This window comes from Aeromonas sobria (assembly GCF_050266975.1).
GTDB lineage: Bacteria > Pseudomonadota > Gammaproteobacteria > Enterobacterales > Aeromonadaceae > Aeromonas > Aeromonas sobria_B.
In genome coordinates this window covers 35,162-56,163 of record NZ_JBKISU010000010.1, presented here as the reverse complement: position 1 = coordinate 56,163, position 21,002 = coordinate 35,162, and the positions used below count along the sequence as shown (strand labels likewise).

The 21,002-nt window shown below is 62.7% G+C and carries 16 protein-coding genes; 5 read left to right on the top strand and 11 right to left on the bottom strand.

The window, feature by feature from the left end:
• Nucleotide 1 precedes the first annotated feature (1 nt).
• From ACLHZ1_RS07645 to ACLHZ1_RS07610, 8 genes are all read right to left on the bottom strand, one after another.
• Nucleotides 2-466, bottom strand: a complete 465-nt coding sequence (locus tag ACLHZ1_RS07645) for a C40 family peptidase (RefSeq protein WP_427261585.1) — start codon at nucleotides 464-466, stop codon at nucleotides 2-4.
• A 112-nt stretch (nucleotides 467-578) separates the two neighbouring features.
• Nucleotides 579-1,487, bottom strand: a complete 909-nt coding sequence (locus ACLHZ1_RS07640) for a hydrogen peroxide-inducible genes activator (RefSeq protein ID WP_427261584.1) — start codon at nucleotides 1,485-1,487, stop codon at nucleotides 579-581.
• Between the two features lie 175 nt (nucleotides 1,488-1,662).
• Nucleotides 1,663-2,628 (bottom strand): alpha-L-glutamate ligase-like protein, encoded by a 966-nt coding sequence (locus tag ACLHZ1_RS07635; RefSeq protein WP_408794521.1) that lies wholly within the window; start codon nucleotides 2,626-2,628, stop codon nucleotides 1,663-1,665.
• 3 nt (nucleotides 2,629-2,631) lie between these two features.
• A complete protein-coding gene (locus tag ACLHZ1_RS07630) occupies nucleotides 2,632-4,170 on the bottom strand; it encodes an inactive transglutaminase family protein (RefSeq protein WP_408794524.1) in 1,539 nt (512 codons plus the stop codon).
• A 3-nt stretch (nucleotides 4,171-4,173) separates the two neighbouring features.
• Nucleotides 4,174-4,932: an ATP-dependent zinc protease family protein gene (locus ACLHZ1_RS07625; protein ID WP_427261646.1), complete on the bottom strand. Its 759-nt coding sequence runs from the start codon at nucleotides 4,930-4,932 to the stop codon at nucleotides 4,174-4,176.
• Nucleotides 4,933-5,014: 82 nt separating this feature from the next.
• Nucleotides 5,015-5,992, bottom strand: coding sequence for a tRNA 5-methoxyuridine(34)/uridine 5-oxyacetic acid(34) synthase CmoB (cmoB, locus tag ACLHZ1_RS07620; RefSeq protein WP_427261583.1), 978 nt, complete (start codon nucleotides 5,990-5,992; stop codon nucleotides 5,015-5,017).
• A complete protein-coding gene (gene cmoA / locus ACLHZ1_RS07615) occupies nucleotides 5,989-6,732 on the bottom strand; it encodes a carboxy-S-adenosyl-L-methionine synthase CmoA (protein ID WP_427261582.1) in 744 nt (247 codons plus the stop codon). Before cmoA ends, cmoB begins: the two co-directional genes overlap by 4 nt.
• A 253-nt stretch (nucleotides 6,733-6,985) precedes the next feature.
• Nucleotides 6,986-7,846: a DUF72 domain-containing protein gene (locus tag ACLHZ1_RS07610; protein WP_427261581.1), complete on the bottom strand. Its 861-nt coding sequence runs from the start codon at nucleotides 7,844-7,846 to the stop codon at nucleotides 6,986-6,988.
• 418 nt (nucleotides 7,847-8,264) lie between these two features.
• Between ACLHZ1_RS07610 and aspS the strand changes: the two genes are divergently transcribed.
• The 3 genes from aspS to ACLHZ1_RS07595 all read left to right on the top strand — a co-directional run bounded on the left by aspS (nucleotide 8,265) and on the right by ACLHZ1_RS07595 (nucleotide 12,793).
• A complete protein-coding gene (gene aspS, locus ACLHZ1_RS07605) occupies nucleotides 8,265-10,043 on the top strand; it encodes an aspartate--tRNA ligase (protein ID WP_427261580.1) in 1,779 nt (592 codons plus the stop codon).
• Between the two features lie 79 nt (nucleotides 10,044-10,122).
• Nucleotides 10,123-10,863 (top strand): YebC/PmpR family DNA-binding transcriptional regulator, encoded by a 741-nt coding sequence (locus ACLHZ1_RS07600; protein ID WP_427261579.1) that lies wholly within the window; start codon nucleotides 10,123-10,125, stop codon nucleotides 10,861-10,863.
• Between the two features lie 304 nt (nucleotides 10,864-11,167).
• Nucleotides 11,168-12,793, top strand: a complete 1,626-nt coding sequence (locus ACLHZ1_RS07595) for a phosphoethanolamine transferase (RefSeq protein ID WP_427261578.1) — start codon at nucleotides 11,168-11,170, stop codon at nucleotides 12,791-12,793.
• Between the two features lie 197 nt (nucleotides 12,794-12,990).
• On the opposite strand, the gene nagC is transcribed toward ACLHZ1_RS07595, so the two are convergent.
• Genes nagC through nagB form a run of 3 tightly spaced genes read right to left on the bottom strand, consistent with a single transcriptional unit; the run spans nucleotide 12,991 to nucleotide 16,165 of the window.
• A complete protein-coding gene (nagC, locus tag ACLHZ1_RS07590; RefSeq protein WP_427261577.1) occupies nucleotides 12,991-14,205 on the bottom strand; it encodes a DNA-binding transcriptional regulator NagC in 1,215 nt (404 codons plus the stop codon).
• Between the two features lie 4 nt (nucleotides 14,206-14,209).
• Nucleotides 14,210-15,355 carry an N-acetylglucosamine-6-phosphate deacetylase gene (gene nagA, locus ACLHZ1_RS07585; RefSeq protein ID WP_427261576.1) on the bottom strand — a complete coding sequence of 382 codons (1,146 nt, stop codon included), beginning with the start codon at nucleotides 15,353-15,355 and terminating at the stop codon, nucleotides 14,210-14,212.
• A 9-nt stretch (nucleotides 15,356-15,364) separates the two neighbouring features.
• Nucleotides 15,365-16,165 (bottom strand): glucosamine-6-phosphate deaminase, encoded by an 801-nt coding sequence (gene nagB / locus ACLHZ1_RS07580; protein ID WP_427261575.1) that lies wholly within the window; start codon nucleotides 16,163-16,165, stop codon nucleotides 15,365-15,367.
• Between the two features lie 262 nt (nucleotides 16,166-16,427).
• On the opposite strand from nagB, the gene nagE reads away from it, so the two are divergent.
• Both nagE and ACLHZ1_RS07570 read left to right on the top strand, forming a co-directional pair.
• Nucleotides 16,428-17,882 (top strand): N-acetylglucosamine-specific PTS transporter subunit IIBC, encoded by a 1,455-nt coding sequence (gene nagE / locus ACLHZ1_RS07575; RefSeq protein WP_427261574.1) that lies wholly within the window; start codon nucleotides 16,428-16,430, stop codon nucleotides 17,880-17,882.
• A gap of 140 nt (nucleotides 17,883-18,022) precedes the next feature.
• The gene (locus tag ACLHZ1_RS07570) at nucleotides 18,023-20,686 is read left to right on the top strand and encodes a beta-N-acetylhexosaminidase (protein WP_427261573.1); all 2,664 of its coding nucleotides are present in this window, start codon (nucleotides 18,023-18,025) and stop codon (nucleotides 20,684-20,686) included.
• The last annotated feature ends 316 nt before the right edge of the window (nucleotides 20,687-21,002 follow it).

Here is a 21,002-nt window from a genome sequence, read left to right as displayed (position 1 = left end):
CTCAGCCGGCGGGGGACGCCAGCGGCACCAGGCGGCGCGCCTGCCAGTAATGCTTGCGCCAATAGACGTTGTCGAGCCGGGAGCGGATCACCCCCTTGCTGGTGGAGGCGTGGATAAACTCCCCGGCTCCGGTATAGACGCCGACATGGTACTGGTTCCACCCCGTCTTGAAGAACACCAGGTCCCCGTGGCGCAGCTCGCTGCGCGGCACCGAGCTGCCCAGACTGGCCTGGGACTCCGTGGTGCGGGGCAGGGGGAAGCCCAGCACCTGGCTGTAGGCGAGCTGGGTGAAGGCGGAGCAGTCGAGGCCGGCCCGGCTGCTGCCGCCCATGCGGTAAGGCACGCCGCGCCACTGCTGGAAGAAGCCGTCGAACGCCTTGCTCGGCGGCGAGGGGGGCGGCGGCGGGGTGCTGGAGCAGGCGGCCAGCAGCAGGGCCAAAGGGGGCAGCAGGGCTTTCAATGACATCGGACTCCCTCGTGACGGACCCATATAGACTAACGCCTCGAGCCGACCCCTGCCAGGGTCGTGCCCTCTTGGATGGGCGAGGGCGCCAGGGCGGGCACAGGCCGCATCCGCGTCAGGGCTTGCGCTCGATCAGCGGCGTGACCAGCTCCGCCAGCTTGTAGAAGGTCTGCACCCGGGTGGTGCTGGGGCGCCACACCAGGCCTATCTCCCGGTAGGCCTGCTCCCCGGGCAGCGGGATGGCCACCAGATCCGTGTTATCCAGGATCCCGGCATCTATGGCCATCTGGGGCAGGAAGGTGGTGCCGAGCCCGGCGCCCACCATCTGCACCAGGGTATGCAGGCTGGTGGCGGCGAAGGGGTTGATCTTGCTCTTGTCCCGCAAACGGCAGGCGCTCACCGCATGGTCGGTCAGGCAGTGCTCCCGCTCCAGCAGGAAGATGCTCTGGCTGGGCAGCTCCTTGTAGTCGAACGGCATGTGCAGCCCGGCCGCCATGGCGCTAGGCATCACCATGTGGAAGGGATCCTGGCCCACCGCCTTGCAGTGGAAGCCGCCGATCTCGATGGGCAGCGCCAGGATCAGCAGATCGAGCTGCCCCTGCTCCAGCTGCTTGAGCAGGTTGCTGGTGGTGTCTTCCCGCAGCAGCAGCTCCAGCTCCGGGTAGGTCTGGGCGCAGCGTTGCATCAGCCGGCTCAGCAGGAAGGGGGCTATGGTGGGGATGCAGCCCAGGCGCACCGTGCCCTGCATGGCGCCCCCCTGCTGCTGGCCCAGCTCCATCAGATCCCGGGCATCGGAGAGCAGGTTGCGGGCCCGCTCGACCACTTCCAGGCCGATGGGGGTCATGATGAAGCTCTTGTGATCCCGCTCCACCAGTTGCAGGTTCATCATGTCTTCCAGGGTCTGGATCCCGGTGCTCAGGGTGGACTGGCTGACATGGCAGGCCTTGGCGGCGCGATTGAAGTTCTTGTGCTCGTCGAGCGCTATCAGATATTGGAGCTGTTTCAGGCTGGGCCAGCGTTGCATAGGAAGACCTGATCCCTTCTATCTACTTAATTTGATTTGAGTAATCTAACATCGCCCCCCTGGCTTGTCGCTCTAATAAAACGGCGCAAGGGACTCAGGGTGCGGGCAAGGGCGTGGCATCGGCATAAAAAAACGCGCCAGAAGGCGCGCTTTTGAGTCGCGTTTTGGCGAGCCGTCACTCTGCGAAGATGCCGAAGTGCTCCTTGGAGAAGGCGACCCGCTGGGCCACCGTCATCTTGACCTGACCCAGCTTCTCTATGGTCTTGAGGTTGGGCACCAGGCCACGGCCGTTGGCGATCTGGATGGCGAGGCCCGGGCGGGCGTTGAGCTCCAGCAGCATGGGGCCGCGGAACTTGTCGAGCACCATGTCGGTGCCGATGTAGCCCAGACCCGACATCTCGTAGCAGGAGGCCGCCAGGGTCAGCAGGGTATCCCAGTGGGGCACCTTGAGATCGTACAGATCCAGGCCGGTATCCGGGTGGTGACGGATGGGGGCGCCAAACTGTACCGCCCGCAGGGCGCGGCCGGTGCGCAGGCACAGCCCCACCCCCACGGCGCCCTGGTGCAGGTTCGCCTTGCCGTCCGAGGCCGCGGTGGAGAGGCGCATCATGGCCATCACCGGGAAGCCCTTGAAGATGATCACCCGGGAGTCGGGCACCCCTTCAAACGAGTAGCCGTCGAACACGTCGTCGAAGTTGATGAGACCTTCCACCAGGGCGACGTCGGGCTTGCCGCCAAGGGAGTAGAGCCCGGCCAGGATGTTGGAGACGTGGCGCTCCAGATCCTGCACGGTCGAGGCGCTGCCGTTGGGCTTGTAGAAGAGGCCATCCTCCTGGCGCAGGATCACCAGGATCCCCTTGCCCCCAGAGCCCCGGGCCGGCTTGATGCAAAAGCCCGGCCACTCCCTGACCATCTCGGCGATGCGGGTGACGTCGTGCTGCTCGCGGATGGTGCCGATGAGATCGGGCACTGTGACGCCGGCATCGAGCGCTATCTTCTTGGTCTGCAACTTGTCATCCACCAGGGGATAGAGGTTGCGCGGATTGTAGCGGCTGATGTAGGAGTGGTTGCGCTTGTTCATGCCGAGGATGCCTGACTGGGCCAGGCTCCACGGGCTGGTGTATTTTTCCCAGAACCACATCTGTTACTTGTCCTTACCCATGGTGACACCGGACTTCATCTCGTCCACCAGCGGCTTGAAGCGCTTGAGCTCGCTCAGCTTGTAACCCGTGTAGTTGCCCATCACCAGCACGGTGGCCATCAGCACCAGCTGCAGGCCGAGGAAGTTGAAGGTGAGATGACGAATGAGCTCGTTGTCCATGGCCAGGTAGGCGATGACCGCCACCAGCAGGGAGCCGCCCCCCTGACGGAACACCTCCTTGGACCCCTCTTCCTCCCACAGGATCGACATCCGCTCTATGGTCCAGGAGAGGATGATCATCGGGAAGAAGGTGATCTTCATGCCGCTGGTCAGCCCCAGCTTGAACGCCAGCGCGGAGAAGAGGCCGATCATCGAGATCACCATGATGATGATTGCCGAGATGCGGGCCACCAGCAGCAGGTTCAACCTCGAGAGGTAAGAGCGGATGATGAGACCGGTGCCGACGATGAGCAGGAAGCCGACCAGGCCGGTGATGAGTTGGGTCTGGATGAAGGCGACCGCGATCAGCACCGGCATGAAGGTACCCGAGGTTTTGATGCCCACCATGACCCGCAGGAACACCACCATCAGCACGCCGATGGGGATCAGCAGCAGCCCCTTGAACAGGGCCTGCTCTTCCAGGGGCAGGCCGTGGATGGAGAAGTTCATCATGTCGGACTGCTCGAACTTCTGGGCCAGGGCCACGCTCACCGGCTGCTCCTGGGCGATCATCGAGAAGGTGACCTTGGAGTTGTGACCGCCGGTCACGTCCAGCAGGGCGCCGGAGTTGTATTCCCACAGCAGCAGGTTGGCCGGACGGCCCTGTTCGCCTGTCTGGGGATTGAACAGCTGATAGTCGGTGGGGCTGTTGAACACCTGCAGATAGTCGATCAGCTCCTGGCGACGGCGGCCATCTTCCAGGCTCAGGGCATGGACCACCCGGGTCGGCACATCGGCATTGTTGAGCAGCTCGGCAATCAGGTTTGCGCGGCTCTTGTGGGATTTCAGCAGCTCGGCGTTCTGCTCCTGCTTCTCGATCTCCTTGATGATCTCGCGAGTCAGGGTGTAGCCGTCGGCGGAACGCTCCTGGGCGCGCTCCAGGATCTGCTTCATGGCGGTGGCGTAGGGCTCGCTCTCGATCTGTTTCTCGATGGCGGGCGGCTGGGCCAGGGCGGCCGGCTTGGCATGGGCATCGGCCATCATGTCGACCCGGTAGTAGAGCTCCTGGCGGCCGGTGGCTGTGCGGATGGACCACTCGGCGCGGGCATCCCCGTTCTTCTCCACGAACGACAGGCCGTAGCCCGGGCTCGCCGCATTCTCGTTCATCAGGGTATAACCCGGCTGGGTACCCGGGATGGCCAGGGAGGCGATGACGGGTTCCCCGCTCGCATCGAACTCCAGCTTGGCCTCGATGGACCAGATCTGGCGCTTCTCGCCCGGGGTGAAGGGCACGTCCAGGGCGATATGGTGATAGATGGTCATCCCCATGCCGACGATGAACAGCAGGGCAACCAGCAAATAGAACGGCTTACGGGAAACCATGGATTATTTCACATCCTTGAGCTTGGGTTTGGGTTGGATATATTCGCGGGCCACGTCGACCACGGCGATATCTTTCAAGAATTCGCGACCCAGCAGCACGGGGAAAGTCATGTCGCTGCGATCTTTGAGGGTAAACTCGGCCTTTTCGGTCATGTCGCCGATGCGCACGGCGAGGCGCACCACGGGGCGACGGTCCAGATCGTCGGCGGAGGCCTGACGCACCCGCACGTGGCGCACCAGGGGCGCCTCTATCTGGATCTTGTCATCCAGGTCCTGATGGCTCAGGAAGAAGCGCACCCAGTTCTTGCCGTTGCGCTCGAAGATGGTGATCTCCTGGGCGCTGATGGAGGAGGTGGTGGCACCGGTATCGACCCGGGCCTGGAAGGCATCGTTGGCCGCATCGACCCAGAGCCATTCGGCTTCACCTACCAGCAGCTTGCCATCGACGGTGTGACCCGCCTCCGGCGCGGCACACTGCTCGGGGGGAGGCATCATGGGCTTGGGCGGCGCTGGGGGCAGGGTGGCCAGCTTGCTATCAACTTTCTTCACGGAATCTTTCATCTTGGCGACATCGGCGTTGAGCTGGGTCAACAGTTGTTGTTGCTGCGCGGCCTGGCGCTCTTGTTGCGCCATGGCGAGTTGAACCTTCTGTTCATTCAGGCTCAATTCGGTCCGCAGATCGGCCAGGGTCAGGGGCGGCACCGAGGGAGCCGGTTCCAACTGGGCGCACCCGCCGAGGCTGAGCAGAGAGAGCAGGGTCATTCCTTTCAATTTGCTTTTCATGTCATTCATTTAGCTGTGCTTCCTGGAATTGAATCAGTGTAACTTCCTGGGCTGCCCCCGGCTAGTCCTTGGCCTTGGTCGCAATCAGGACGGCGCGTTTGGGGGCGGGTAGCCCCTCCACGGTCAACGTGGGATCGGACGGGTCCAGATAATCGGACAAGGATTCATTGATCATCCAGTCGGTACGACGCTGTTCGTCCGTGCTGGTGACATTCTCATCGACGATCCTGACATCGGTAAAGCCGCAGCGTTCCACCCAGCGCTTGAGGGCCGCGCTCGAGGGGATGAACCAGACGTTGCGCATCTTGCCGTAGCGATCCTCCGGCACCAGCACCTGGTTGACATCGCCGTCGACCACCAGCGTCTCCAGCACCAGCTCGCCGCCATCGCGCAGCTGGTTGCGCAGCTGCTCTATGTGCTCGATAGGGGACTTGCGGTGATAGAGCACCCCCATGGAGAAGACGGTGTCAAAGGCGCGCAGGCAAGGCAGCTCCTGGATGCCCAGCGGCAGCAGGTGGGCGCGCTGGTCATTGCCCATGAAGTGGCGAATGGCCTCGAACTGGCACAAAAACAGCGGGCTCGGGTCTATGCCCACCGCGAGCCGGGTTCCTTGCCCCACCATGCGCCAGAGGTGATAGCCGCTGCCGCAGCCCACATCCAGCACATAGCGCCCTGCGAGGGGACTGATATGGGGCAGCACCCGATCCCACTTCCAGTCGGAGCGCCACTCGGTATCGATGTGGATGCCGTGTACGGTAAAAGGTCCTTTACGCCAGGGCATGAACTGGCGCAGCAGGCTCTCGGTCTTCTTGCGCTCCCCTTCACTCAGGCTCTCGGCCGAGCCTATCTCGACCCGGCTTTTCAGCTCGACGTTGTCGGGGGCGACAGCCGGCAGCTTGCCCAGGGCCCGGCTCCAGCGGGGCAGGTCGCCGTGCAGGTTGTCATGCTGCCAGGCGTGCAGCTGGGCGGGCAGGGTGTGCAACCAGTGGCTGAGCCGGTTCTTGGCGATCAGCTGGTAAAAATTGGCGAAGTCGATCATGGCTGGGCGGGCTCGCTTGATTTGATGGCGATCATGGAGCCGAAGTTGAAGCACTGGAACCAGAGATCCTGATGGGCGAAACCGGCGTCCCGCAGGCGCGCCTGGTGCACCGCCAGGGTGTCGGTGCGCATCACGTTCTCCAGCGCCGTGCGCTTCTGGCTGATCTCCAGCTCGCTATAGCCGTTGGCCCGCTTGAAGTCCAGATGCAGCTCGATGAGCAGTTCGTTGACCGGCTCGTCGTCGAAGCGAAACTTCTCGCTCAGGATGAGGATGCCACCGGGGCGCAGGCCGTCATGGATGCGCGCGATGAGGGCGGCCCGCTTCTCGGGCGCGACGAACTGCAGGGTGAAGTTGAGCACCACCACGGAGGCATTCTCGATACTGACGTCGCAGATGTCCGCCTCCACCAGCTCAACCGGCACCTCGGACTTGAAACCCGAGAGGTGGGCGCGGGCGCGCTCTATCATGGGGCGGGAGAGATCCACCGCCGTGATGCGGCAGCCCGGCTGCGTCAGGTTGCGACGCATCGCCTGGCTGGCGGCCCCCAGGGAGCAGCCGAGATCGTAGAGGCGGCTGTGGGGCTGGGCGTAGCGGGCGGCCATCATGCCGATGGCGGAGATGATGTTGCTGTAGCCAGGCACTGAGCGCTGGATCATGTCCGGAAAGACATCGACGACCTGCTCGTCAAAGCAAAAATCGCCCAGTTGGGCGATGGGGGCGGCAAAGATCTGATCATGCATATGTGGTGCAACCCGGCAGGGGAGAGCATGCCCCTGTGTTGTTCAATGTAGGTGTTGGATGGCGGCCGGAGGGTGCCGAATGCCATCGACTGGCGAAGGGCGACAAGGACCAGGGCACTCCTGATGGTCGGGCCGCTCGCACGGGCCATCCTGCTGACCCGTCATAGGGGCGCTAGTGTAGAGGATTGCCGTTCATTTGTCTTGAACGGGGCGGGGGCGGGACGGCAAATTTTCGGCTTTTTTTTGCCCCTGACTAAAACATCAGCACCCCCTGGCGGGCGCGGTCGCACTCCCCCGGCCAGGGGGCCATCTCCTGGCCGAGCAGGCGGCTGATCTGCCGAGCGAGATCGGGGGCCAGGGCGTTGTCGGCGGTGTGGACAAAGAGGTAGAGATCCTTGCCCTCGGCGAGCCATTGTTGCCAATGAGGCAGCCAGGAGGGCAGGAAGGGGTGATTGTCCTCGGGTTGAGGGAGGCCGATCAGGCGCACCACAGGGCTGTTTGCCGTGGCGAGCAGGTGTACCGGCAGCCTCGGCTTCTTGCCCTGGGCATCGATCATGGCGGCACTTCGTGCGGCAAGGGTGGCGGGCACCGAGAACAGCGGCCGGCTGTCGAGCATGATGCGGTTCACCCCCAGCGCCATCAGCATCCGGTTCAGGGCCCGCTCCGCCTCTCCTTTGGCGAAGAAGTCGGGGTGGCGCACCTCGAGGCCATAGCAGAAATCCTTTGGCAGCCGCTGGAGGAAGGCCTGCAGGCGGGGCAGGCCGTCTGGGCCGAAGCGGGCAGGCAGTTGCAGCTTGAGCAGCCCCAGGGTGTCGTGCAGCGGTTCGAGCAGGGCGATGAAGTCCGTTACCTGCCGGTCCGCGCTCACCAGGTCGCTCTGATGGCTGATGGTTTGCGGAAACTTGAAGGCGAAACGAAACCCGTCGGGTACGGCTGCGCGCCAGCGCCGCACCGTCTCTTGGGTCGGCAGGGCGTAGAAGGTGGTGTTGCCCTCCACCGTGTTGAACACCCTGGCATAGTGAGCCAGGTGCTCGGCGGGTTTGGCGCCCTGGCCGAGCAGTTGGCCGGGCCAGGCGGGGTGGGACCATTGGGGCAGGCCCAGAAAGAGGCTCATGAGGCTTCCTGTCGACAGATTGCTCGCGTTTGGCCCCCTTTTTTGCCCTTGGCGCTAAAAAACAGGGCAAAGGAGGGGGCTGGTCATTTTACCCGTATGGGAGTTTTCCTCTATAATGCCAGCCCTTTTGTTTTTCAATTTTTGATGACAGCACAGGATGACGCCGAGGGCGCCAGTGCGGATATCATCAATTGGCAAGATTGCGAGTGCTCTCCGATGCTCCGCCGACCGACTGCCTGGCTGTCGCACGCCTGCCTCGGCGGCACGCTTCCGGCGCCAGGGGGCCGGATGGTACGAGACTGATTTCACACCGGGTAAGAACGAGGATCTGGCCAGCTGCGAGACAGACGGTGCTTGCCAATCGTGCCCGGCGACTCAAGGTAAACCGTCTCTCATACAATTTCGAAGGAAGAAGTCCATGCGCTCTATCTATTGCGGACAGGTCAATGAGGCCCATGCCGGTCAGACCATTACATTGTGCGGTTGGGTCCATCGTCGCCGCGACCTCGGCGGCCTCATCTTTATCGACATGCGCGACCGGGAAGGGATCGTGCAAGTCTTCTTCGATCCGGACAAACCCGAGGCCTTCGCCCTGGCCTCCGAGCTGCGCGGCGAGTTCTGCATCCAGGTGACCGGCGTGGTGCGTAGCCGCCCGGACTCCCAGCGCAACGGTGACATGGCCACCGGCGCCATCGAGGTGTTCGCCCACGAGCTCACTATCATCAACCGTGCCGAGCCGCTGCCGCTGGACTTCAACCAGGTCAACAGCGAAGAGGTGAGCCTCAAGTACCGCTACCTGGACCTGCGTCGTCCCGAGATGGCCAAGTACCTGAAGACCCGCGCCAAGGCCAGCGCCTTCGTGCGCCGCTTCATGGACGAGCAGGGTTTCCTCGACATCGAGACCCCCATGCTGACCAAGGCCACCCCGGAAGGGGCCCGTGACTATCTGGTGCCGAGCCGGGTGCACAAGGGCAAGTTCTACGCCCTGCCGCAGTCTCCCCAGCTGTTCAAGCAGTTGCTGATGATGTCCGGCTTCGATCGCTACTACCAGATCGTCAAGTGCTTCCGTGACGAAGACCTGCGTGCCGACCGCCAGCCGGAATTCACCCAGATCGACGTGGAGACCTCCTTCATGACCGCGCCCCAGGTGCGCGAGCTGATGGAAGCGATGATCCGCCAGCTGTGGCAACACGTGCTGGCCGTGGATCTGGGGGACTTCCCGGTGATGACCTTCGACGAGGCCATGCGCCGCTTCGGCTCCGACAAGCCGGACCTGCGCCTGCCCATGGAGCTGGTGGACGTGGCAGATCTCTTGACCGCGGTCGAGTTCGCCGTGTTCGCCGGTCCCGCCAACGACCCGAAAGGTCGCGTGGCGGCCCTGAAAGTCCCGGGCGGCGCCGAGCTGTCTCGCAAGCAGATCGACGAGTACACCAAGTTCGTCGGCATCTATGGCGCCAAGGGCCTGGCCTGGATGAAGGTCAATGCCGCCGCCAATGGCCTGGAGGGCGTGCAGTCCCCGGTGGCCAAGTTCCTCTCTGACGCCATCGTGCGCGAGATCCTGGCCCGCACCGGCGCGATGGATGGCGACATCCTCTTCTTCGGTGCCGACGCCAAGAAGGTGGTGTGCGACGCCATGGGCGCCCTGCGCCTGAAGGTGGGCCGCGATCTGGGTCTGGTGGAGAACGTCTGGAAGCCGCTCTGGGTCATCGACTTCCCCATGTTCGAGGAAGATGGCGAAGGTGGCCTGGCCGCCATGCACCACCCCTTCACCGCCCCGAGCAACATGAGCCCGGCCGAGCTGAAAGCCAACCCGGTGGGTGCCTACGCCAACGCCTACGACATGGTGATCAACGGTTACGAAGTGGGTGGCGGCTCCGTGCGTATCCACAACAGCGAGATGCAGTCCACCGTGTTCGACATCCTGGGGATCACGGCGGACGAGCAGCGCCTGAAGTTCGGCTTCCTGCTGGATGCGCTGAAATACGGCACCCCGCCCCACGCGGGTCTGGCCTTCGGTCTGGATCGCCTGAGCATGCTGCTGACCGGCACCGACAACATCCGGGATGTCATCGCCTTCCCGAAAACCACGGCGGCCGCCTGCCTGATGACGGATGCCCCGAGCTTCGCCAATCAGGCCCAGCTGACCGAGCTGGCCATCGCCACCGTTGCCAAGGCCGAGGCCCAAGGGGAAGCCTGATGAAGAGGGGCGGGGCCCTGAGCCTCGCCCACATCATGGTTTTATCTTATTGATTTAAAAAATATAACGGAGAGTTTCTATGGCAGGTCACAGTAAATGGGCCAACATCAAACACCGCAAGGCGGCGCAAGATGCCAAGCGCGGTAAAATCTTCACCAAGCTGATCCGTGAAATCACCACCGCAGCTCGACTGGGTGACGCGGACCCCGCCAACAACCCGCGCCTGCGGGCGGCGGTGACGGCGGCCCTGACCGGCAACATGACCCGCGACACCATCAACCGCGCCATTGCCCGTGGGGCCGGCGGCGCCGATGGCGAGCAGCTGGAAACCATCGTCTACGAAGGCTACGGACCGGCGGGCTCCGCCGTCATGGTGGAGTGCCTGACCGACAACCGCAACCGTACCGTGGCCGAAGTGCGTCACGCCTTCAGCAAGTGCGGCGGCAACCTGGGCACCGACGGCTCCGTGGCCTATCTGTTCAGCAAGAAGGGTCTGCTGACCTTCGTGGGCGCCGATGAAGACGCCCTGATGGACGCGGCCCTGGAAGCGGGCGCCGACGACGTGGTCACCGAAGAGGATGGTTCCATCGAGGTGTACACCAGCCCGAACGATTTCGGCACCGTGCTGGACGGCCTGGAAGCCGCCGGCTTCAAGCCCCAGAGCGCAGAGGTGACCATGATCCCCTCCACCGAAGCCGAGCTGGACGCCGAGACCGCGCCCAAGCTGATGCGCCTCATCGACATGCTGGAAGACCTGGACGACGTGCAGGAGGTGTACCACAACGGCTCCATCTCCGACGAGATCGCCGCGACCCTGTAATCATCGGGTTAAGGGGCACCTCGGTGTCTTTCCTCTTCCCACTGTGGTAGCTGGCCTGGCATCAGGCCGGCAATCACCCTCTAAACGGCAGCCCGCAGGCTGCCGTTTTTTTGTCCGTCAACGTGCGCCTCTGCCCGCCACCCTTCGATGCTCCCCCTTAATTCCCACTTAAGTTTGCCTCTCTAGGATGACTCCATCCGGACCTTTCCGGCGCTTGCCCTGTCTGTCAGGGAAGTGCGCCGGGAGTTTCACAACGAAGCCCGCTGGCGGGCTTCAGTTCACACTGTTTTGTCGGAGTCTCTCTATGCGCCCCACTCTGGGAGTGATCAAGGTCAATCTGTTGCTGGTGCTGCTGTTTGCACTGGCGTTCAACTGGCCCATCTTTCTGCACTTTTATCGCATTCTCACCGCCCTCGAGCACGTCAAGGCGGGGTTTGTCCTCTCCATCCCCCTGGTGCTGGTGGCGGCCCTCAACGGGGTGTTCCTGCCCTTTACCTTTCGCTATCTGCTCAAGCCCTTCTTCATATTGCTCATCATGACCGGCTCCCTGGCGAGCTACGCCATGCTCAAATACGGGGTGATCTTCGACATAGGAATGGTGCAGAACGTCATCGAGACCAACGGCGGGGAGGCGGGCTCCTACCTCAACGGCTCCGTGCTGCTCTGGTTTTTGCTCACCGCCGTGCTGCCGGTGCTGGCCCTGCTGTGGGTGAAGATTGAATATCCCCGTCCCTGGTTCAAGGGGCTGGCGCTGCGCCTCGGGAGTATCGCCCTCTCCCTGCTGCTCCTGACGGGGGTGGCCGCCCTCTACTACCAGGATTACGCCTCGGTGGGGCGCAACAACAAGTCCCTCGGCAAGGAGATAGTGCCCGCCAACTATGTGCACGGTCTCTACAAGTACGCCCGGGATGTGCTCTTCGCCACCCCCATTCCCTACCAGCAGATAGGCACAGATGCCAGGGTGATCGGCCAGCATGAGAAGCCGACCCTGATGTTCCTGGTGGTGGGGGAGACGGCCCGCAGCCAGAACTACTCCCTCAACGGCTACCAGAAGCAGACCAACGGCTTCACCGCGAAGGAGGCGGATGTCATCTCGTTCAGGAACGTGCGCGCCTGCGGCACCGCCACCGCGCTCTCCGTGCCCTGCATGTTCTCCAACCTGACCCGGCGCGGCTATGACGAGACCCTGGCCAAGTCCCAGGACGGCCTGCTGGACGTGCTGCAGCATGCCGGGATCTCGGTGCTGTGGAAGGAGAACGACGGCGGCTGCAAGGGGGTGTGCAAAAACGTCCCCACCATAGAGATAGAGCCCAAGGCGTTCCCCGCATACTGCTCGGGGGATGCCTGCCATGACGAGGTGCTGCTGCAGGGGCTGGATCGGCAGATCGCCGGGATGCAGAGCCGGGAGGGGAGCAAGCTGGTGGCCTTCCACCTGATGGGCAGCCATGGCCCCACCTACTATCGCCGCTACCCGGCCGCCGATCGCGTCTTCCTGCCGGACTGCCCGCGCAGCGACATCGAAAACTGCAGCAACGAAGCGCTGGTGAACACCTATGACAACACCATCCGCTATACCGACAAGGTGCTGGCCCGGCTCATCGACAAGCTCAAGCGCCTGGAGAGCCAGTACAACGTGGGGCTGGTCTACCTGTCGGATCACGGTGAATCCCTCGGCGCCATGGGGCTCTATCTGCACGGCACCCCTTACCAGTTCGCACCGGACGATCAGACCCGGGTGCCGCTGCTGACCTGGTTCTCGCCCCAGTTGCAGGCGGACCGTCAGCTCAATCTGGATTGCCTGCGCCAGGAGGCAGCCAGCAAGCGCTTCTCCCATGACAACCTGTTTCATTCCATGCTCGGCATCATGGATGTGCAGACCGAGGCCTACAACGGCAAGCTGGATTTGTTCAAGCCGTGCCGGGCAGGGTGAGTCAGAGTGGGTGAGTCGGATTGATGGAACGCGACAACCTGTTGCCCCGCGCCATGCTCGGCATCATGGATGTGCAGACCCGGGTCTATGACGGCAAGCTGGGCCTGTTTAGGTCGTGCCGGGCGAGGTGATCCGGCAAAAAGAGCATAAAAAACGGCAGCCACTGGCTGCCGTTGTTGTCTCGCAAGGTCTGGCCCTTACTTCTGCTCCATGATGATCTGCAGCAGATCCCCCTCCAGCAGGGCCCGCTTCACCAGGGCGAAGCCGCCTATGGTGGGCTGGTTCTGGAAACGCGCCTTGACGATGGGCAGGCCGCGATGAAAGCTCGGCAGGGACTGGTGCTCGACGCAGCGGCGGATGGCGGGGATGAGTATCTCTTCGGCCTCGGTGATTTCGCCGGCGATCAGCACCTTCTGGGGGTTGAACAGGTTGACCGTGATGGCCACCGCCCGTCCCAGGTGCTCCCCCACGTTCTCGATCACGCTGCGGGCCAGCTCATCCCCGGCCAGGGCGGCCTTGCACACCTCCTGGATACTGATGTACTTGTCCTGCAGGCTGCTCTGGTGGCCGCGGCTGATGAGCTCCTTCACCTTGTCGACGATGGCCTCGTTGGAGGCGATGGTCTCCAGGCAGCCGAAGTTGCCGCAGTGGCAACGCTTGCCAAGTGGCTCCACCTGAATGTGACCAATCTCGCCAACGTTGCGGTTCTGACCGAGGAACACCTTGCCCTTGGTGATGATGCCCGAACCCGCCCCCTGGTGAACGCTCACCAGAATGGAGTCCATGCAGTCGCGGGACTCGCCGAAGAAGTGTTCGGCCAGGGCCAGGGAGCGGGTGTCGTTGCCGACATAGCAGGGCAGGTTGAAGTGGTTTTCCAGCAGCTTGGCAAGGGCCAGGTTGCGGATCTGGTACTTGGGGGTGTAGATGACCATGCCCGATTCCGGGTTGACCAGCCCCGGCATGGTCAGCGCGATGCTGATGAGGTTGCGGCTGCGCTCCTGATGGGCATCGATGAAGGCGCCAATCTCCCGCAGCAGCATGTCGACCACGGGCTGCTGGTCGATCTCGGTCACCTCGGTGAGGTGCTGATCGAGTTCCTTGCCATCGAGATCGTACAAGGAGAGGTGCAGGTAGCCCCGACCCAACTTGGCGGACACAAACTGGAACCGACTCTTGATGGTGGTCAGGGAGATGGCGCGTCGCCCGCCGGTCGAGGCTTGCGGCGAGGTCTCCTTGATCAGGCCATGCTCGATCAGTTGCCGGGTGATCTTGGTCACGCTGGCCGGGGCCAGGTGACTCAATTCGGCAATCTTGACCCGGGAGATGGGGCCTTGCAGGTCGATGAGCCGATACACGGCCGCGCTGTTTACCTGCTTGATGAGATCTACGTTTGCTATTTGTCCGCCAGTCATGATGTCACTGTTGTGTGTAGTGTCCGTTAACCACGGTCCCGAGGACCCTGAAGTCCTGATCAAAGACGGTGAGGTTGGCTATCTTGCCGACCTGGATACTACCGAGACGTGAGTCCCATCCAATGGCGCGTGCAGGGTATAGGGTGGCCATTCTCAGCGCTTCGGCGAGGGGCAGCCCCACCTGTTTGACCAGATTCTCCACCCCTTCGATCATGGTGAGGGCAGAACCGCCGAGTGTACCATTCTCATCGACGCACTGACCATCACGGAAATAGACGGTGGCGCCACAAAAATCAAATTTCTCAAAGCCTTCCGGCGCACCGGCCGGGGCGGTGGCATCGGTGACCAGCACCAGTCGCTCCCCCAGCACCTTGTGGGCGAGGCGCACATTGGCCCAGTGCACGTGATGGCCGTCGACGATGACCCCGGTATAGACGTCATCCCTGTCATAGATGGCGCCCACCACGCCGGGCTCGCGCCCGTTCACGGTCGGGGTCATGGCGTTGTAGAGGTGGGTGGCAAAGCGCATGCCGCTGTCAAACCCGGCCATGGCCTGCTCGTAACTGGCGGCGGTGTGACCGGCGGAGACCAGGATGCCGGCCTCCGCCAGGCGGCGGATGTGCTCCGGGCTGTTGCGCTCGGGGGCCAGGGTGATCTTGGCGATGGCGTCCGCGTTGGCGCAGAAGAAATCGATCATCTCGTCGGCAGGCTGGCGAATTTGATCCGCCGGGTGTATGCCCTTGCGCTTGAGGTTGGTGTAGGGCCCTTCCAGATGCAGTCCCAGCACCTCGTTGGCACGGGCCTGCATGTAGCTGCGGGTCACGGCGACCGCCTGCTTCATGTCCGCATCCGGGCTGGTGATCAGGGTCGGCAGGAAGCTGGTGGTGCCGGATTTCAGGTTGGCCGCCTGCATGGTGGCCAGGGTTTCGACCGTGATCGCCGAGTTGAACATGACGCCGCCACAGCCATTGAGCTGCACGTCGATGAAGCCGGCGCTCAGGTTGGCACCGTTCAGATCGTGGCGGGCCACGTCCCGGGGCAAGTCCGCCAGGGGCTTGATGGCGACGATGTGGTCGCCATCGATGAGCACCCCGTGCCCGGTCAGCACATCGCTGCCGGTGTAGAGGGTACAGTTGGTCAATGCGTACATGTTGCCTCCTTACAGACGGCCGATGTTGTCGGCTTCCAGCTGCTGGAAGTAGCGCACCGTCTTGACCTTCAGCTCCATGGTGGAAGGCTCGTCACACACCATGAGTCCCTTCGGATGCAGCTGCAGGGTGGAGATGGTCCACATGTGATTGACGCAACCTTCCACCGCGGCCTGCAGGGCCAGCGCCTTGCCGTGACCCGTCACCAGGATCAGTATCTCCTCGGCATCCATCAGGGTGCCGACGCCCACGGTCAGCGCCAGCTTGGGCACCTGCTCCATGTCGCCGCCGAAGAAGCGGGAGTTGGCGATGCGGGTGTCCTCGGTCAGGGTCTTGACCCGGGTGCGGGAGGCCAGGGAAGAGGCCGGCTCGTTGAAGGCGATGTGACCGTCGTTGCCGACGCCGCCCATGAAGAGGTTGATCTTGCCGTAGGACTTGATCTTGTCCTCATAACGCTTGCACTCTGCCACCAGATCCTCGGCGTTGCCGTTGAGGATGTTGATGTTTTCCGGGCGAATGTCGACGTGATTGAAGAAGTTGTTGTACATGAAGCTGTGGTAGGACTCGGGGTGATCTTCCGCCAGGCCGACATACTCGTCCATGTTGAAGGTCACCACGTGCTCGAAGCTCACTTCGCCGGCCTTATGCAGCTCAATCAGGCGCTTGTAGGTGTTGAGCGGCGTGCCGCCGGTGGGCAGACCCAATACGAAGGGGCGCTCGGCAGTCGGCTGGAAGGCGTTGATGCGGTCGACGATGTAACGGGCAGACCACAGACCGACCTGGTTGGCAGACTTGAGGGGGATCAGGCGCATTTCGAGTACCTCTATTCGGTTGTTACCGGCATGGGCGCGGTAGCGGGTTTCTAGTTGTTTTATAGCGTAAATAAAGATTGCGAACTAAGCCACATGTATCGGCCACCTTTATCTCATTTGGGTGACAATGATCACGATTGCGGCTTTATTAATTTGCGCAGCGAAATAAAAGACCTAGACTGCCAATCAAGCCTTGATGGCTTATGCGTCAAACGTAATAAGCACTTAATTTCTAGCAAAACCTTAACTAAGGAGAGGAGCCGTGAACATTCTCGGTTATTTACAGAAGATCGGCCGTGCCCTGATGGTGCCGGTAGCGGTCTTGCCTGCCGCCGCGATCCTGATGGGGATTGGTTACTGGATTGACCCGAACGGCTGGGGTGGCGGCAGCCCTCTGGCGGCGTTCCTGATCAAGGCCGGTGCCGCCATCATCGACAGCATGCCCATCCTGTTCGCCGTCGGCGTCGCCTACGGCATGTCCAAGGACAAAGACGGCTCCGCCGCCCTGGCGGGTCTGGTCGGCTTCCTGGTGGTCACCACCTTGCTGAGCCCGGGCGCCGTGGCCCAGCTCAAGGGCATCCCGGCCGATCAGGTGCCGGCTGCCTTTGGCAAGATCAGCAACCAGTTCATCGGTATCCTGTGTGGCGTCATCGCCGCCGAGCTCTACAACCGCTTCAGCAGCGTCGAGCTGCACAAGGCGCTGGCCTTCTTCTCTGGTCGTCGTCTGGTGCCCATCATCACCTCAGTGGTCATGATGGCGGTCTCCTTCGTGCTGATGGCCATCTGGCCTGTCATCTACGGTGGCCTGGTGAACTTCGGTGAATCCATCGTCGGCATGGGCTCCACCGGTGCCGGTATCTACGCCTTCTTCAACCGCCTGCTGATCCCCATCGGTCTGCACCACGCCCTGAACTCGGTGTTCTGGTTCGACGTGGCCGGCATCAACGACATCCCGAACTTCCTGGGTGGCCAATCCTCCATCGATGCCGGTAAAGCCGTCGCTGGTGTGACCGGCATGTACCAGGCGGGCTTCTTCCCCATCATGATGTTCGGTCTGCCGGGCGCCGCGCTGGCCATCTATCACACCGCCAAGAAGGCGAACAAGGAGAAGGTTGCGTCCATCATGATCGCCGCCGCCTTCGCCGCCTTCTTCACCGGGGTGACCGAGCCGCTCGAGTTCTCCTTCATGTTCGTGGCCCCCGTGCTGTACGTCATCCATGCCGTGCTGACCGGTGTCTCCGTGTTCATCGCCGCGTCCATGCAGTGGATTGCCGGTTTCGGCTTCAGCGCCGGTCTGGTGGATATGGTGCTCTCCAGCCGCAACCCGCTGGCGGTCAACTGGTACATGTTGCTGCTGCAAGGCCTGGTGTTCTTCGGGGTTTACTACAGCGTGTTCCGTCTGGTCATCGTCAAGCTGAACCTGAAGACCCCGGGTCGCGAAGACGACGAAGCCATCCCGGCCAAGGCCGAGATCACCGACCGTACCGAACTGGCCAAGCAGTACCTGGAAGTGCTGGGTGGTCATGACAACCTGGTCACCATCGATGCCTGTATCACCCGTCTGCGTCTGACCCTGAAAGATCGCAGCATCGTCGACGAGCGTCAGCTCAAGGCCCTGGGCGCTGCCGGTGTGGTCAAGCTCGGCGAGCAGAACCTGCAGGTGATTCTGGGCCCCCTGGCCGAGATCATCGCCGGTGAGATGAAAGCCCTGCGTTAAGTGTTACCCGGACGGGCGTCTGTCCCTGCCCGTCCGTTCAAGCCTAAGTCCATTGTTGACATAACTGAGGGCCCCGCCTTGGGGCCCCATATAAAAAAGCCAAGACAATCCAACCTTTACTTCAAATGAGAGCAGCAGTTATGAACTTGAAACATTCTCTGTTAGCCATTGCCATGTCTACCGTTTTCACCGGCCCTGCACTGGCCGCCGATGCCGCTAGGCAAGCCGTGGTCGATTCCCTCGCCAGCAACCTCGTCGTCAAGTACGAAGTCGTCACCAATGACGGTGCCGGCGCCGGCCTCGACTGTCAGGCGCTGGGCTCCGAGTGGGCCAGTTGCGGCGTGGCCAAGCTGCACCTGACCCATACCGGTGCCGACGTCACCTCCAAGGACTGGAGCATCTATGTCTCCTCCATTCGCCGCATTCAGCGGGTGGATAACGACCAGTTCACCATCACCCACCTGACCGGCGACCTCTATCGTTTGACGCCAACCGAGAAGTTCCAGGGTTTTGCCAAGGATGCCACGGTCGAGGTGCCCCTGGTGGTGGAATACTGGGTATTGTTCGAATCAGACATCATGCCGAACTGGTATGTCTCCGCCGAGGGCGCCGAGCCCAAGGTGATCGCCAGCATGAGCAACATCGACGACGCCAGCAGCTACGAGAAGCCGATGCCGGCCGACGGCTGGAAGCGCACCAAGGACGACAACAACGTCCTGATGAACAGCGAGACCCGCTTCGCCGCCAACCAGACCAGCACCTTGCTGCCGGCGGCCAAGGTGGACAACAAGATCCTGCCGACCCCACAGAAGCAGGTGGTCAAGGCGGGCCCGCAGGTGGATCTCTCCACCATCAAGCTCGATGCCCTCGACTTGCCGACCGACCGTGCCGATGCCATCAAGGCGCAACTGACCAGGCTGGGTGTTACCCTCTCCGACACCGGCTACCCGGTCACCATCAAGCTCGGCAGCAAGGTCAAGCAGGCCGAAGGCTACGACATGACCATAGGGACGAAAGGCGCTGTCATTCAGGGTCGCGACATCGACGGGGCCTTCTGGGGTGCCCAGTCACTGATCTCCCTGCTGGGAGTGGATGACAAGCTGGTGAGCCAGATGAGCGTCGAGGATGCGCCGCGCTTCGAATACCGCGGCATGCAGACCGACGTGGCCCGTCACTTCCGAAGCGCCGAGACCCTGAAGAAGCTGGTTGACCAGATGTCCGCCACCAAGCTCAACGTGCTGCACCTGGGATTGACCAACGATGAGGGCTGGCGCATCGAGATCCCGGGCCTGCCGGAGCTGACCGAGGTGGGCAGCCAGCGTTGCCATGACGAGTCCGAGACCCAGTGCTTGATGCCGCAGCTGGGCTCAGGCCCCAGCAGCGACAACCAGGGCTCCGGCTTCTACAGCAAGGCCGACTACATCGATCTGGTGCGCTATGCCAAGGCCCGCGGCGTGACCGTGATCCCCGAGATCAACATGCCGGCCCACGCCCGTGCCGCCGTGGTCTCCATGGAGGCGCGCTACCAGCGTCTGATGGCCGAGGGCAAGGAGGCCGAGGCGAACCAGTTCCGTCTGACCGACCCGGACGATACCTCCAACGTCACCTCTGTGCAGTTCTACGACAAGATGTCCTTCATCAACCCCTGCCAGCCGGGCGCCGCCACCTTCGTGGCCAAGGTGATGGACGAAGTGGCCCAGATGCACCAGGCCGCCGGTCAGCCCCTGACCGCCTGGCACTACGGTGGTGACGAGGCGAAGAACATCATGCAGGGCGGCGGCTATCAGGATCCGGCCGTCACCCCGGCCGCCGATCTGGTGGCCTGGAAGGGCAACGTCGACTCCAGCAAGCAGGACAAGCCGTTCGGCAAGTCCCCCCTGTGCCAGAAGATGATCGACGAGGGCAAGATCAAGGAAGTGGGCGAGCTGCCGGTGTACTTTGCCAAGGAAGTGAGCGAGATGGTCAAGAGCCACGGCTTCTCCACCCTGCAAGCCTGGGAAGATGGCCTGAAATACGCCAGCGGCGCCAAGGACTTCGCCACCGACAACACCCGGGTCAACTTCTGGGAAACCCTCTACTGGGGTGGCTTCAACGAGGCGATGAAGTGGGCGCACAAGGGCTATGAGGTGGTGCTCTCCAACCCCGATTACCTCTACTTCGACTTCCCGAACGAGGTGCATCCGGCCGAGCGCGGCTACTACTGGGCGACCCGCTTCAATGACACCCGCAAGGTGTTCGCCTTCGCCCCGGAGAACCTGCCCCAGAACGCCGAGACCTCGGTGGACCGTGACGGCAATGCCTTCGTGGCCAAGGGCGACCAGGATGGCGTCAAGTTCAAGGGGATCTCAGGCCAGCTGTGGAGCGAAACCGTGCGCACCGACGCCCAGTACGAGTACATGGTCTATCCGCGTATCTTCTCCGTGGCCGAGCGTGCCTGGCACAAGGGCGGCTTCGAGCTCGACTACGTGAAGGGCCGCGAGTTCTCCGGCGAGACCAAGCACGTCAACAAGGCTGCCCTGAACCAGGAGTGGAACCAGTTCGCCAACGCCCTGGCCCAGCGCCAGCTGCCGAAACTGGATCAGGCCGGTGTCGAGTACCGCCTCTCGGTGCCGGGCGCCAAGGTGGTGAACGGCAAGCTTGAAGCGAACGTGGACCTGCCGGGTCTGCCCATCCAGTACAGCCTGGACGGCACCACCTGGACCGCCTATGACGCGGCGGCCAAGCCGACCGTCACTGGCAAGGTCTGGCTGCGCACCACCAGCTTCGATGGCAAGCGCACCAGCCGGGTGACCGAGCTGAACTGACAGCCTGCAAACCATAGCGCGAGGCGGGTCCAAGACCCGCCTTTCTCAAGGCCGGCGTCGCCAGCCTTGGGAAAGGTTGACTCTGCGTGTGAACCTTTGTTGTGTGTGAGTCTGTTTTGATGTTTTCATCACCTTCAACCCCGCCTGGTGCGGGGTCTTTTTTTGCCTGCCGGTCAGCATGGGGGCGTGGCCTTGTGCCCATGGCGGCCGGGACGGCCCTCGATGGGGGGGGGCGCCGGGGGCCCACCCTCCCTGACGCCGCTTGTCCGTCATGGCCCGCCGCCTGGGCCGAAAGGGCAAAATTCAGGTTGAGGCG